This is a genomic window from Shewanella putrefaciens (genome assembly GCF_016406305.1).
Taxonomy (GTDB): Bacteria; Pseudomonadota; Gammaproteobacteria; order Enterobacterales; family Shewanellaceae; genus Shewanella; species Shewanella putrefaciens_C.
Window position 1 is genome coordinate 401,546 of the sequence record NZ_CP066369.1, and the last position, 13,647, is coordinate 415,192.

Genomic DNA, 13,647 nt, shown 5'->3' on the forward strand with positions numbered 1-13,647 from the left:
AGCGGCTAATTTTAGTGACTATCACAGTTCAAAAAATCTCGTCCATACTCTGTAAACTGCAAATAAGGGGAATGACAGGAGGTCGTATGGCGATTAAGGACTGGCCAGAGGGAGAAGGGCCCCGGGATAAACTGCTACAAAAAGGAGCCGCGCATCTGTCCGATGCGGAATTGCTTGCCGTTTTGCTGCGTAATGGCTTATCTGGACTCAATGCGGTGGATTTGGCACGTTCACTTATCCAGGAATTTGGTGGATTAAGAAGCTTACTTTGTGCACCAAAGCATCAGGTGTGTCGACTTCCGGGCGTGGGACCTGTAAAATACGCTCAGCTTCAAGCTGCGGCTGAATTAGCGCGGCGTGTGGCACAAGAAAACCTGCAGAGAGGTCAGGTTTTGACAAATCCCGATTTAACTCGGGACTATTTAATGCGACAATTAGCTGACCGCTCCTATGAAGTGTTCGCAATTTTGCTGCTGGATAGCCAGCATAGAGTAATTCAGTTTGTCGAATTATTCCGCGGAACCATAGATTCAGCCTCAGTATATCCACGTGAAGTGGTGAGCTTAGTGCTTGAAAAAAAGGCTGCTGCCGTCATAGTGTGTCACAATCATCCGTCGGGGATTGCCGAGCCCAGTCAGGCTGACCGACGAATAACTGAGCGATTAAAAAATGCGTTAGCAACCATAGATGTATCCTTGTTGGATCATATGGTTGTCGGTGATCGAGAGATAGTTTCTTTTGCGGAACGAGGCTGGATTAATTAATCTAACACTTGATCTTCACTCTGTGATCGTGTATAAAATGCGCCCTCTTTGTGCCTCGGGCGACGGCCATACGAGGCACATTAATGCTCGAGCGTTAAAATTGTTTTTTGGAGAAGATTGACATGTCAAGAGTATGCCAAGTTACTGGCAAGAAGCCGATGGTTGGTAACAACCGTTCGCATGCAAAAAACGCGACCCGTCGTCGTTTTTTACCTAACCTACAAAACCACCGTTTTTGGTTAGAAGAAGAAAAACGTTTCGTACAGTTACGTGTATCTACTAAAGGTATCCGTCTGATCGATAAGAAAGGTATTGAAGTTGTTGTTGCTGAACTTCGTGCCCGTGGCGAGAAGGTGTAATAGATCATGGCTAAAGCTAAAGGTAATCGTGAGAAGATCAAATTAGTTTCTACAGCTAAAACTGGTCACTTCTACACAACTGAAAAAAACAAGCGTAACATGCCTGAAAAAATGGAAATCAAAAAATTTGATCCAGTTATTCGCCAGCACGTTATCTACAAAGAAGCCAAAATCAAGTAATCCTTGGTTAGTGTTTCGAGAAAAGCCCCTTATTTAAGGGGCTTTTTTTTACGCTTTTTTAGCTGCAAGTCATCAAGTTGAGATAATTTTATCGCAAACTTAAGTCTTATAATTTTGTGCCGTACAGTTAAAAAAATGTAAACACTTACTGAAAGTGTAAAATTGTGCGAATGTAAGCACTTTAATGTATTAAAACTGCATTTTAATGAGAATAAATTCTTTATATGTGAATTAAAATGCAATACCATACGCGAAACTTAACGATTCATTCCTGGCGTGTTAATAGTGACGTTGCCAGCTCAAAAATGAGGTGTAAATAACGCGTGCGTACCACTGAACTGGTTGATGGATTTCGTCATTCTGCCCCCTATGTTAATGCTCACAGAGGTAAAACTTTTGTGGTCATGCTGGGTGGCGAAGCTTTGGCTCAAAATCAATTTCGCGCCATCTTAAATGATGTCGCTTTGCTGCACAGTTTAGGGATTAAAGTGGTGTTGGTATATGGTGCTAGGCCGCAGATAGATGCTGCGCTAGCTGCCAACGGTATTGAACCTGCCTACCATGATGGTGTACGCATCACGGATGAAGACTCACTCAAAGTGATTAAACAGGTGGCCGGTGCGCTGCAGTTTGATATCACCGCACGTTTATCCATGAGTTTAAGTAATACTCCAATGCAGGGCGCGCAAATTAACTTAGTGAGTGGCAACTTTGTGATTGCCCAGCCGCTGGGTGTGGATAATGGCGTGGATTTTTGCCTGAGCGGTAAAGTGCGCCGGATTGATGCCCAAGGTTTGAAACGTCAGCTCGACAACCACTGTATCGTATTGATGGGGCCTATTGCCGCTTCGGTTACCGGTGAAAGCTTTAACTTAACGGCGGAAGAGATTGCCACTCAAGTGGCGATTAAGCTCAAAGCCGATAAGATGATTGGCTTTAGTTCGCAGAACGGCATCCTCGACCGTAATGGTGATGTGATCGCCGAGTTAATGCCCAATGATGCGCAGAACATCCTCAATAAGCTTGCTGAGCAAGGCTCTGCCTGTGTGGGCACTATGGCTTTCTTGAAGGCGAGCATCGACGCCTGCCGCAATGGTGTGCCACGCTGTCATTTAGTCAGCTATCTCGAAGATGGTGCGCTGCTGCAGGAACTGTTCTCCCGTGAAGGTATTGGTACTCAGATTGTCACTGAAAGTGCCGAGCGATTACGCCGCGCTTCGATCGCCGATATCGGGGGGGTATTGAACCTTATCCGTCCGTTGGAGGAGCAAGGCATTCTGGTGCGCCGTAGCCGTGAGCAGCTCGAGATTGAAATCGAGCAGTTTATGTTGATTGAGCGCGATGGCTTAGTGATTGGCTGTGCCGCGCTTTATCCTTTTGAAGAAGATAATGCCGGTGAGTTTGCTTGTCTTGTGGTGCATCCCGATTATCGTGATGCCGACAGGGGGAGCCTGCTGCTGAAGAATATTATTGGCCAGGCGCGCAGCCGGGGTTATTCTCGCTTGTTCGCGCTGACGACCCGCAGCATTCACTGGTTTTTAGAGCATGGTTTTGTGATTGAAGATGTGGAAGCGCTGCCGCAGAAGAAAAAGCAGCTGTATAACTATCAGCGCCGCTCCAAAATTCTCGCCCTCGATCTATAAGCTTAAAGTGCAACTTTATTATTAATGCCAGCCGAGTGCTGGCATTTTGTTGATTAAATATGTCTTTATTGGCAGGTTAAGGCTTCACTGCATAGGAGATGCTGCCAATGACCCCTCAAATTTTCGAGCTGGCACCTTTAGCTCAAACCTCTATTTTAAGCTTTATTATCTTACTCTTAGGCTTGAGCGGTCTGCTGTTCATGCTATGGCTAAAGCAGATGCCGATAGTAACCAAGTTTGCCAGTCTGGGATTATTGCTGACAATGTTAGGAGGATTTTCTTGGGTTTTCTATCAATCGAGTCACGCTCAGTTAGTGTTAACCGATACAGAGCTCACATTGGATGTTCCTTTCTATAAAGTGCAGTTATCCCGTGCGGATTTATTGTCCGCCGAGGCGCGTATAGTCGATTTGCGGCAAGAGGGGCATTTAACGCCGAGGTTTAAAACGAACGGCATAGGCATGCCTGGGTTTCAATTGGGCTGGTTTAATTTGCAGGGAAAAGGTAGAGCATTTTTGGCAATAACAGATCAGTCACAATTAGTGTTAGTACCAACGACTAAAGGCTACAGTTTATTACTGACAGTGCCGCAAGGGATTGAATTTTTAACACAATTACAGAAGTGATTATGCCATCACTTCTGTAACTGTTTTATCGGCGTGATAATGTTTACGCCGTTTTGCGTTTATAGGCCATATCTAAGGTAAAGACGAGCAGCGCGCTCCAGATAAAGCCGAAGGTTACGCCTTTTTCGGCATCGAAGGGCTCATTAAACAGGCTCACTGCGAGGATAAACATAATGCTCGGACCGATATATTGGAAAAAACCGAGCATAGATAGTGGAATGCGAACCGCCGCCCCCGCAAAACACAGCAGCGGAATCGTGGTCACAATCCCCGCAGCGATAAGCAGTAAGTTTAAGTGCCAATCATTTGTTAGCATGTTGGCGGTTGCGGTATCCAGCGTTGCAATAAGATAAATTAACGCAACCGGTAATAGCACTGCTGTTTCAACTAATAAGCCAGCCTTGGCGTCCACATTGACCTTCTTTCGCAGCAGTGCATAGAAGCCAAAGGTGCCGGCGAGTGCCAGTGAGACAATGGGAATTGAGCCAAATGAGATTAGCTGGATCAACACGCCTGCGCTGGCAAGTGCGACCGCAAACCATTGCAATTTACGTAACCTTTCCCCTAAAAACAGCATGCCGAGCAATACATTCAACAGTGGGTTGATAAAGTAGCCTAAGCTGGCATCGAGCATATGATCGTTATTCACCGCCCAAATAAATAGCAACCAATTCCCTGCGATTAAGATAGAGGTAATGGCGAGTACTATCAGCTGTTTAGGTTGTTTGAATAACAAGCGTAGTCGAGAAAATCCGCCGATAAATTGCATGATGATCAACATAAACACAAATGACCAAATGACGCGGTGGAGCAATATTTCGGTGGCGGAAACATGGTGGAGTAACTTGAAATATAAAGGCGCAAAACCCCACATACAGTATGCACTGACGGCGAGTAGGATCCCTTTGCGGTATTCAAAATCTGGCATGAGATATCTTCGAAGGACAACGAGACCGCGATTGTAGGTGTGTCTGTCTAATGACTCAAGGAATTCGCTGGGTTCTTTCGTTACAGAATATCTCTATTAAGGGATTGAACTGATGATTTTAGATTGTAACAAAATGATTAATAAAGATATTTACATCAGTCTGCTTGGATTTTTTCCCTAGATGAGCATCGCGAGTGAGCCCGCTAACCTACCATATAAGTCCCTGTCCCAAAAGCGATATGCGTGCCTTGCTCATTATGCAATTCCATGCGACATACTGAGACTCGATTACCCGCACGGATGACGCTACCCGTGCCCGTAAAAGTGAGGCCGCGCCCAGGACGTAGATAATCGACCCGCATATCAATCGTCCCTAGTGTTTGCAGGCGTTGCTGTAATTCTTCGATGGTCCAATCATCACGGCTGGCGACTAAGCCTGCAAAAGCTGTGAGTCCACCGACCACATCCAGTACCGTCGCAGTGACACCACCGTGGAGAATTTGTTGGTGAATATTGCCGATAAGCTCAGGCTTCATATTGATGACCACCTCTACGCCATCGATATCGTAGCGCTTAATATCGAGCCCGAGCAGATTATGAAAAGGTACATGCTTATCAAATACTTCTGCGACACGTTTTAATACCTCTGCTTGGATCTGGGTCGTCATTATGTTCATCCTTGTGGCGAAATTCGGCTTAATTGGATTTATTATCGACACTTAATCTATTGGTAAGTGCGGCTAGAGCAATTAATCTACAGTGAAGCGAACGATAAATGCAACTCTACTGCTTAGAGGAAGCCACACCAGCGGAGGATCCGATATTGGTGCAAGACAGGAGCGGTTCAGTCCTTTAGAATAAGCCCCTCACTTTTTAGATAGTAGATCCATGGAAACGCCTTTACTCAACATACATGATGATCCCCTTTCCCAGCGCCTCGCACAGGTATTTGGTTACCGTGACTTTCGAGATGGGCAGCGAGAGGTCATTGAGCGTGTATGTAGTGGGCAAGATTGCTTAGTGATCATGCCCACGGGCGGCGGTAAGAGCCTGTGCTACCAATTGCCTGCGCTGCTGATGGATGGCATTACTATCGTAGTTTCGCCATTGATTTCTTTGATGAAAGATCAAGTCGATAGCTTATTGCAAACCGGTGTCGCTGCGGCTTATCTGAATTCCTCTTTGCCGCGCGAGCAGAGTGCCGAAGTATTACGGCAGCTACGCCATGGCGAGTTAAAGCTGCTCTATGTATCGCCAGAACGCCTATTAACGGCGGATTTTATTGAGCGTATGCAGTCCATGCCATTGGCGATGTTTGCCATCGATGAGGCGCATTGTATTAGCCAGTGGGGCCATGATTTTCGCCCTGAATATGCCGCGCTCGGCCAGCTAAAACAACTTTTCCCCTATGTGCCCATGATGGCGCTGACAGCAACAGCAGATCAGGCGACTCGGCAGAGTATTTGTGAGCGTTTAGGTATCGATCCTTACCGACTATTGTCGAGTTTCGACCGGCCAAATATTCGCTATACAGTAGCCGAAAAACTCAATGCTGCTAATCAGTTACGACATTTTCTACAACAACAAAACGGTAGCAGTGGGATTATTTATTGCAGTAGCCGTCGCCGTGTCGATGAGGTGGCCGATCGTTTATGTCTGCAAGGTTTTAATGCCAAGGCTTACCATGCGGGAATGACGCAGGAAGACCGTGGCGCCGTGCAGGATAGTTTTCTTAAAGATCAAATTGATATAGTCGTTGCTACTGTCGCTTTCGGCATGGGGATCAACAAGTCAAACGTACGGTTTGTGGTGCATTACGATATCCCTAAGAGTATCGAAGCCTATTACCAAGAAACAGGTCGAGCGGGCCGAGATGGGCTCGATGCCGAAGCCTTTATGTTGTTTGACCCCGCCGATATTGGCCGGGTGCGACATTTGATTGAACAGTCCGAACCTGGGCCACAGCAGCAAGTAGAATTCCATAAACTCAATACCATGGCCGCCTTTGCCGAGGCACAAACCTGTCGCCGCCAAGTGTTGCTACATTACTTTGATGAAAGTGCATTACAGCCCTGTGGTAACTGCGATATTTGTCTCGATCCGCCTAAGCGCTATAACGGTACCGAAGATGCGCAAAAGGTGCTGTCGTGTATTTATCGACTAGGGCAACGATTCGGTATCAATCACTTAATTGAAGTATTGCGAGGTTCGAAAGGCGCACCCATAGTCGACAGGGGCCACGATAAACTCACGACTTGGGGGATTGGCAAAGACAAAAGCCATGAATATTGGTTGAGTGTGATCCGTCAATTGATCCATTTAGGGCTAGCGAGCCAAGATGTGACTCGCGGTTCATCTATTACCTTAAACCCTTCAGCGCGACCCATTCTCAAGGGCGAGGTCGCCTTAATGTTAGCCGAGCCTCGTATTTCGCTGACAACAACCAAGCGTAAAGCCGGGCAATCTAAGGCGCCACTCAATTACGACCGAAAATTATTTGCACGATTGAAGCTATTGCGAAGAACCATAGCTGAGCAGCAGGATGTGCCGCCCTATCTCGTGTTTAACGATGCGACGCTTGCGGAAATGGCGGCCATGATGCCAACCAGCGCAGGGGAAATGCTTGCAGTCAACGGCGTTGGCGAGCGTAAATTGAGTCGTTTCGGTGACGCATTTCTCGATGAAATTGCCGCTTACTTAGCGGGAGAATAGTGATTTTGAGGGGATTCCCCTACTTTCAATTTCCCTAGTTGATTGATACTCGCGCGTTTTATTAACGACTCTAAGGTATCAAACTGTTGTAATGCAGCTATGCCAATATTGACTCTGCTTGATCCCTGCCAGGGTTGAATGGCTGCCGTTAATTGATTGACCACTCGCTGGGCGCCCATAGCCGACGTGTGGGGGAGGAGGATGACAATTTCATCCATAGAATAACGAATGAGTTTGTCCTGCTCGCGCAGCTTGTGTAGCAATTCATCTTGGAGCGGCGACATATCAACCTGACGTATCTGGCTAGCGTTAAAGAGTAATAACGTCAGTGGGTAATTTCCCTGTTTTGCGCTGTGGAGCGCCATTTTGAGTTGTTCTAATGGTGAGAGTGGCTGCTCGTCTACCGTTGAACTTGGGGCGCGATTATTCTGCTTATCGATGAAATACCAAATAGCACCGCCTAATACTGCCATGATCACCAAAAAGAGCGTGCTATACGCCCAATCCAGATCCAGTTCTTGAATAAGAGAAGGATTATTGATGATGCTGTCCGTTGTTACTTGTTGGATATCTTGCTGATTGAGGCGGGCTTTGAACTGCAAAATGCGATTATGGTTCATTACCTGATTTGCAAGTTCAGCGGCTTGAAAGCGTTTAAGTAGGTATGCATGGGCCTGCTGAAAATCCCCTTTCTTAGTGTAATAATCATCCAAAATGCCATAGAACCATTTTAGATCTGAGTACTGTTTTAAACTTTCTCCCTGCTCAATAGCAGATTTCATTAGGATTAAGGCTGCTTCGTCTTGATTTTGGGCAAAGCGTATTTGAGCTAACAGCCGAGTCGAACGCATCATTGCCAATAGCTGGTTTTGTTTTTTGAAGGTGTTAATGGCGATAGAAAGGTATTCTTCTGCAGTGTCGATACGGCCTTTATCGAGCGAAATCGAGGCCAAAATGGCATAGCTGTAGGCGAGTTCCAGTGGCGAGCCGAGTTCAGGCAAAAGGGCTTTAGACTGTTGTTCTAGTTGATCACTGTAAGCGAACTCTTGATTATCAAAAGCTATTCTGGCCGCATTACGTAAAATGATGTGTAACACTTTCCCTTTGGCATCAGAGCTCTGTATTCCTAGATTTGTATAATACATGGCTTGGGGGAAATCATGGGTAGCATAGAGTAAATTGCCCATGGCCGCATAAATATAGGCCTGCGGTGGCCACACCCAATTTTGGGTTTGAGTATGAAGATCAGGATAAATATCGATGGCGAGCCGTAAATCTTCGATAGCAGACGAGAAATTATCGGTATCAGTATCGAGTTGCCCACGTAGGCGCAGGGCATCAACGAGTGCTTGGGGTTGTTGATAACGGCGGGCTAGGGTGATCGCCGAGTCGAGCAAAGGTAGGGCATTTTGAATATTATTGTAGTTGAGGTTGGCGTCTGCTTGGCAAATCAAAAAATAGGGGCGCGCTTGATCTAGTTTGAGTTGTTTCGCTTTTGCCTCCCCTAATTGAGCGAGATTAATGGCAGCTTCATTCTCACCTAATTGCAGTAGGTTTTGGCATTTTAGAATGCTAACGCGTAACCTAACAATATCTGTTGAGTTTTCAGGAGTTTGTTGCTTTTCTAATGTGGAAATCTGAGAGAAGGCTTTCGCTGGATACTGATAGATAAGTGCCGTCAACTCATCTAATTGTTCGCTAGCACTGGCCCCATAGGGAAACAGCCATAACAGCAGGCTCAGCGCAAAGATGCGAAAATCCATTTTTTGCTCCATAAAATGCGTTTAATCAAATATCCATAACTGAGGGCGGCGATTATAACTTTTCCAAATCATTTTTTGCATAAAAAACTGTTTTTTTCTTCAGGGCATAAGCCTACTCATTGTATCGATTTTTCTGCACTAACAGCGGGTTAATTATGGGGGGGCGATCACTTTTTTACGAATAAAACGCGCCAATATTTGCTTTGGGACGAAAAAATCAGTGGAACATGAAAAAATTAGGGTTGACACTCTCGGCTTGGCAAGTTAAATATTAACCGTCCTCAATAATTCAAACAGAATAAATATACAGATTAAATGAATATTATTAGCCGCAAACTCGACCTCCTCCTCTCTCTCCTCGCGGTTTATACGCGGAGGTCTTAGTGTTGCACGCTCGATAAAGAGGCAAAGCATTCACAAACCCCGCACAAATGTTGCGGGGTTTTTTGTATCTGAATACGGCAAAAATTAACTAACGAACGGTGACGTTCCATGGAGAAGCGAGATGTCTAACAGAGTCATAATATTTGATACCACCTTGCGCGATGGTGAGCAGGCGTTAGCCGCAAGTTTGTCGGTCAAAGAAAAGCTACAGATCGCTATGGCGCTGGAACGTCTCGGTGTGGATGTGATGGAAGTGGGTTTTCCAGTTTCTTCACCCGGTGATTTTGAGTCAGTGCAGACCATAGCACGCACCATCAAAAATAGCCGCGTTTGTGCCTTATCCCGTGCATTGGAAAAGGACATCGATGCAGCGGCGCAGGCTTTGTCCGTTGCTGACCAATTCCGTATCCATACCTTTATCTCGACCTCGACTATTCACGTTGAGAGCAAGTTGAAGCGTTCTTTCGATCAAGTGTTAGAAATGGCCGTGGGCGCAGTGAAGTATGCCCGCCGTTTTACTGATGACGTGGAGTTTTCCTGTGAGGATGCGGGGCGTACGCCCATCGATAATCTATGTCGCATGGTAGAGGCCGCCATTTGTGCGGGCGCACGCACCATTAATATTCCCGATACGGTCGGTTACACAGTACCAAGCGAGTTTGGTAATATCATTCAGACTTTGTTTAATCGGGTGCCGAATATCGACCAAGCGGTGATCTCAGTGCATTGCCACGATGACTTAGGTTTATCTGTGGCTAACTCGATTACCGCTGTACAGCACGGTGCGCGTCAAATTGAATGTACCATCAATGGCATAGGTGAGCGTGCGGGTAACTGTTCACTGGAAGAGATCGCTATGATCTTAGCGACGCGTAAGGGAATGTTAGGGCTAGAAACAGGCATTAATGCCAAGGAAATTCATCGTACTTCTAATTTAGTCAGCCAGTTATGCAATATGCCAGTGCAGGCGAACAAGGCGATTGTCGGTGCCAATGCCTTTACCCATTCGTCGGGCATCCATCAGGATGGCATGTTAAAAGCACAAAATACCTATGAAATCATGACGCCAGAAAGCATAGGTTTGAATCGCAACAACTTGAATATGACCTCGCGCTCGGGTCGCCATGTGATCAAGCATCGCATGGAGGAAATGGGCTATAGCGAGCACGATTACAATATGGATACTCTGTATGAAGAGTTTCTAAAATTGGCCGATAAAAAAGGCCAAGTATTTGATTATGATTTAGAAGCCTTAGCCTTTATGGAAGCACAGGCCGAAGAAGACAATCACTATCAATTGCAGCAATTAGTGGTGCAGTCCGACTCAACTGAAGGCGTTGCTACGGCGACTGTGCGTATCGAAGTGGGCGGCGAAATTAAAACCGAAGCCGCAACGGGTAATGGTCCTGTTGATGCTGCCTATAACGCGATTGCTCGCGCAACCGATCGTCGAATCGATATCATCAGCTATAAGTTAGGTGCTAAGGGCGTAGGTCAAAATGCCTTAGGCCAAGTGGACATTACCGCGGTTTACCACGAGCAGAACTTTCACGGCGTAGGTTTAGCGACCGATGTGGTCGAAGCCTCGGCGCGCGCTTTAGTGCATGTGATGAACTTAACGTGCCGCGCAGACAAGGTCGCCGATTACAAACAAAGCATGCAAAAAAATCGAGAGCTAGGCGGCGTCTAGTCGCTAAAAGCATCCAAAGAATAGCAAGGTCGAGCATAAAGCATTTACATTTAAAGGAGTTGGCTGGCGTATGAGTTATCAAATAGCAGTATTAGCAGGGGATGGGATCGGTCCTGAAGTGATGGCAGAGGCGCGTAAAGTGCTGCGTGAAGTGGAAGCGCGATTCGATTTAAATATCGAATACACTGAATACGATGTTGGCGGTATTGCCATTGATAACCACGGTTGCCCACTACCCGATGCCACGCTAAAGGGCTGTGAAGCGGCCGATGCGATTCTATTTGGCTCAGTCGGCGGCCCTAAGTGGGAAAAACTGCCGCCAAATGAGCAACCTGAGCGCGGTGCACTATTGCCTCTGCGTGGTCACTTCGAACTGTTTTGCAATCTGCGCCCAGCTAAATTGCATGATGGCTTAGAGCATATGTCGCCGCTGCGTAGCGATATTTCTGCCCGTGGCTTTGATGTTTTATGTGTACGCGAGTTAACTGGTGGCATTTATTTTGGTAAGCCAAAGGGCCGTCAAGGCGAAGGCGAAAATGAAGAAGCCTTCGATACCATGCGTTATAGCCGCCGCGAAATTAGCCGTATTGCCCGCATCGCCTTCGAAGCCGCCCGTGGTCGCCGTAAAAAAGTGACCTCAGTGGATAAAGCCAACGTGCTCGCCTGTTCTGTGTTATGGCGCCAAGTGGTCGAAGAAGTGGCGGTGGATTTCCCCGATGTCGAGTTGGAACACATCTATATCGACAATGCGACCATGCAGCTGCTGCGTCGTCCCGATGAGTTCGATGTGATGCTATGTTCTAACCTGTTCGGTGATATTTTATCCGACGAAATCGCGATGTTAACGGGCTCTATGGGCTTGTTGTCCTCGGCGAGCATGAACAGCAGTGGTTTTGGTTTATTCGAACCAGCGGGTGGCAGTGCGCCGGATATCGCGGGTAAAGGGATTGCCAACCCTATCGCTCAAATTCTGTCGGCGGCATTAATGTTGCGCCACAGCTTAAAGCAAGAAGCAGCGGCGAGTGCGATTGAGCGCGCCGTGAGCAAAGCGTTAAATTCTGGTTATTTAACTGGTGAGCTATTGAGCGCAGACAAGCGTAGCCAAGCTAAATCAACCGCCGAGATGGGTGACTTTATCGCCAATGCTATAAAGGAAGGTGTGTAATGACGACTGTACCAAAAAATGCGGCGGCAAAGACGCTGTACCAAAAAGTATGGGATGCACATATTGTTGCCTCTCCCGAGGGCGAAGCGCCGATCATTTATGTCGACAGACATTTAGTCCATGAAGTGACTTCTCCGCAAGCATTCAGTGGCTTAAAAGTGGCGGGCCGCAAACTGCGTGCACCGGAAAAAACCTTTGCCACTATGGATCATAATACTTCAACTCGTAGCGCCAGTTTAGATGCCCTAAGCCCGATGGCACGCACTCAGGTTGAAACCCTAGCGCAAAACTGTAAAGACTTTGGCGTGCGTTTATACGACATTCACCATCCTAATCAAGGGATTGTGCATGTGATGGGGCCCGAACTTGGCATTACCTTGCCGGGCACTGTGATTGTCTGTGGTGATTCCCATACCGCGACCCATGGTGCCTTTGGGGCGCTGGCGTTTGGCATTGGTACGTCCGAAGTTGAGCACGTTTTAGCGACGCAAACTTTGCGTCAGCTAAAAGCTAAAACCATGAAGATTGAAGTGCGTGGTCATGTGAGTGATGGTGTCACCGCCAAAGATATAGTACTGGCGATCATTGGCAAAATCGGCATGGATGGTGGCACGGGTTATGTGGTGGAGTTCTGTGGTGAGGCGATTGAAGCCCTGTCGATGGAAGGTCGCATGACAGTGTGCAACATGGCGATTGAGATGGGCGCGAAGGCGGGCATGGTAGCGCCGGATCAAACCACTTTCGACTATTTAGCAGGCCGCGAGTTTGCGCCCAAGGGCGAAGATTGGGCAGAGGCTGTCGCTTACTGGCAAGCCATTAAAACCGATGACGGCGCCGTGTTTGATGCTGTCGTTGAGTTAGATGCTGCCGATATTGCGCCGCAATTGACTTGGGGTACTAACCCAGGCCAAGTCGTAGCAATCGATGGCAAAGTGCCAAATCCTCTTGATGAAGCGAATCCAACGACCCGAGCCAGCATGGAAAAGGCCCTAGAATACATTGGCCTGAGTGCGGGTACGCCGATGACAGACATCAGTATCAACAAGGTATTTATCGGTTCTTGTACTAACTCACGGATTGAAGATTTACGCAGCGCCGCCGTGCATGCCAGAGGCCGTAAAGTCGCGAGTGGCGTCACCGCGATTGTTGTACCTGGTTCTGGTCAAGTGAAAGCCCAAGCCGAAGCCGAAGGTTTAGATAAAATCTTTATCGAAGCCGGATTCGAGTGGCGTTTACCGGGTTGCTCTATGTGTTTAGCGATGAACGATGACAGATTAGAAGCGGGCGATCGCTGTGCGTCGACCAGTAATCGTAATTTCGAAGGTCGCCAAGGCCGTGGTAGTCGCACCCATTTAGTGAGCCCTGCAATGGCCGCCGCCGCTGCGGTGGCTGGGCATTTTGTCGATATTCGTAAACCTTACTAATTACCGTAA

The 13,647-nt window shown here is 47.2% G+C and carries 12 protein-coding genes; 9 read left to right on the forward strand and 3 right to left on the reverse strand.

What is annotated here, in order from left to right; all coding sequences use genetic code 11:
- Positions 1–86: 86 nt before the first annotated feature.
- The 5 genes from radC to JFT56_RS01820 all read left to right on the forward strand — a co-directional run bounded on the left by radC (position 87) and on the right by JFT56_RS01820 (position 3,572).
- The gene (gene radC / locus JFT56_RS01800; protein WP_198782036.1) at positions 87–764 is read left to right on the forward strand and encodes a RadC family protein; all 678 of its coding nucleotides are present in this window, start codon (positions 87–89) and stop codon (positions 762–764) included.
- Positions 765–886: 122 nt separating this feature from the next.
- Positions 887–1,123: a 50S ribosomal protein L28 gene (rpmB, locus tag JFT56_RS01805; protein WP_006079870.1), complete on the forward strand. Its 237-nt coding sequence runs from the start codon at positions 887–889 to the stop codon at positions 1,121–1,123.
- A 6-nt stretch (positions 1,124–1,129) separates the two neighbouring features.
- A complete protein-coding gene (rpmG, locus tag JFT56_RS01810) occupies positions 1,130–1,303 on the forward strand; it encodes a 50S ribosomal protein L33 (RefSeq protein WP_006079871.1) in 174 nt (57 codons plus the stop codon).
- 323 nt (positions 1,304–1,626) lie between these two features.
- Entirely contained in the window at positions 1,627–2,946 is a 1,320-nt protein-coding gene (argA, locus tag JFT56_RS01815; RefSeq protein ID WP_198782037.1) for an amino-acid N-acetyltransferase, read from the forward strand.
- A gap of 107 nt (positions 2,947–3,053) precedes the next feature.
- Complete coding sequence (locus JFT56_RS01820) at positions 3,054–3,572, forward strand: PH domain-containing protein (protein WP_198782038.1); 519 nt, start codon at positions 3,054–3,056, stop codon at positions 3,570–3,572.
- A 43-nt stretch (positions 3,573–3,615) separates the two neighbouring features.
- On the opposite strand, the gene rarD is transcribed toward JFT56_RS01820, so the two are convergent.
- Both rarD and JFT56_RS01830 read right to left on the reverse strand, forming a co-directional pair.
- Positions 3,616–4,500, reverse strand: coding sequence for an EamA family transporter RarD (gene rarD / locus JFT56_RS01825; RefSeq protein ID WP_198782039.1), 885 nt, complete (start codon positions 4,498–4,500; stop codon positions 3,616–3,618).
- A gap of 203 nt (positions 4,501–4,703) precedes the next feature.
- Positions 4,704–5,168 (reverse strand): thioesterase family protein, encoded by a 465-nt coding sequence (locus tag JFT56_RS01830; protein WP_198782040.1) that lies wholly within the window; start codon positions 5,166–5,168, stop codon positions 4,704–4,706.
- A 220-nt stretch (positions 5,169–5,388) separates the two neighbouring features.
- Here JFT56_RS01830 and recQ point away from each other — a divergent pair, with 220 nt between their 5' ends.
- On the forward strand, positions 5,389–7,212 hold the full coding sequence (recQ, locus tag JFT56_RS01835) for a DNA helicase RecQ (RefSeq protein ID WP_198782041.1): 1,824 nt from the start codon (positions 5,389–5,391) through the stop codon (positions 7,210–7,212).
- On the opposite strand, the gene JFT56_RS01840 is transcribed toward recQ, so the two are convergent.
- Positions 7,194–8,975 carry a diguanylate cyclase domain-containing protein gene (locus tag JFT56_RS01840; protein WP_198782042.1) on the reverse strand — a complete coding sequence of 594 codons (1,782 nt, stop codon included), beginning with the start codon at positions 8,973–8,975 and terminating at the stop codon, positions 7,194–7,196. The genes recQ and JFT56_RS01840 overlap by 19 nt on opposite strands.
- 505 nt (positions 8,976–9,480) lie before the next feature.
- On the opposite strand from JFT56_RS01840, the gene leuA reads away from it, so the two are divergent.
- From leuA to leuC, 3 genes are all read left to right on the forward strand, one after another.
- Complete coding sequence (leuA, locus tag JFT56_RS01845; RefSeq protein ID WP_198782043.1) at positions 9,481–11,049, forward strand: 2-isopropylmalate synthase; 1,569 nt, start codon at positions 9,481–9,483, stop codon at positions 11,047–11,049.
- A gap of 70 nt (positions 11,050–11,119) precedes the next feature.
- A complete protein-coding gene (leuB, locus tag JFT56_RS01850) occupies positions 11,120–12,214 on the forward strand; it encodes a 3-isopropylmalate dehydrogenase (protein ID WP_198782044.1) in 1,095 nt (364 codons plus the stop codon).
- The gene (gene leuC, locus JFT56_RS01855; RefSeq protein WP_198782045.1) at positions 12,214–13,638 is read left to right on the forward strand and encodes a 3-isopropylmalate dehydratase large subunit; all 1,425 of its coding nucleotides are present in this window, start codon (positions 12,214–12,216) and stop codon (positions 13,636–13,638) included. Before leuB ends, leuC begins: the two co-directional genes overlap by 1 nt.
- Positions 13,639–13,647: the final 9 nt, after the last annotated feature.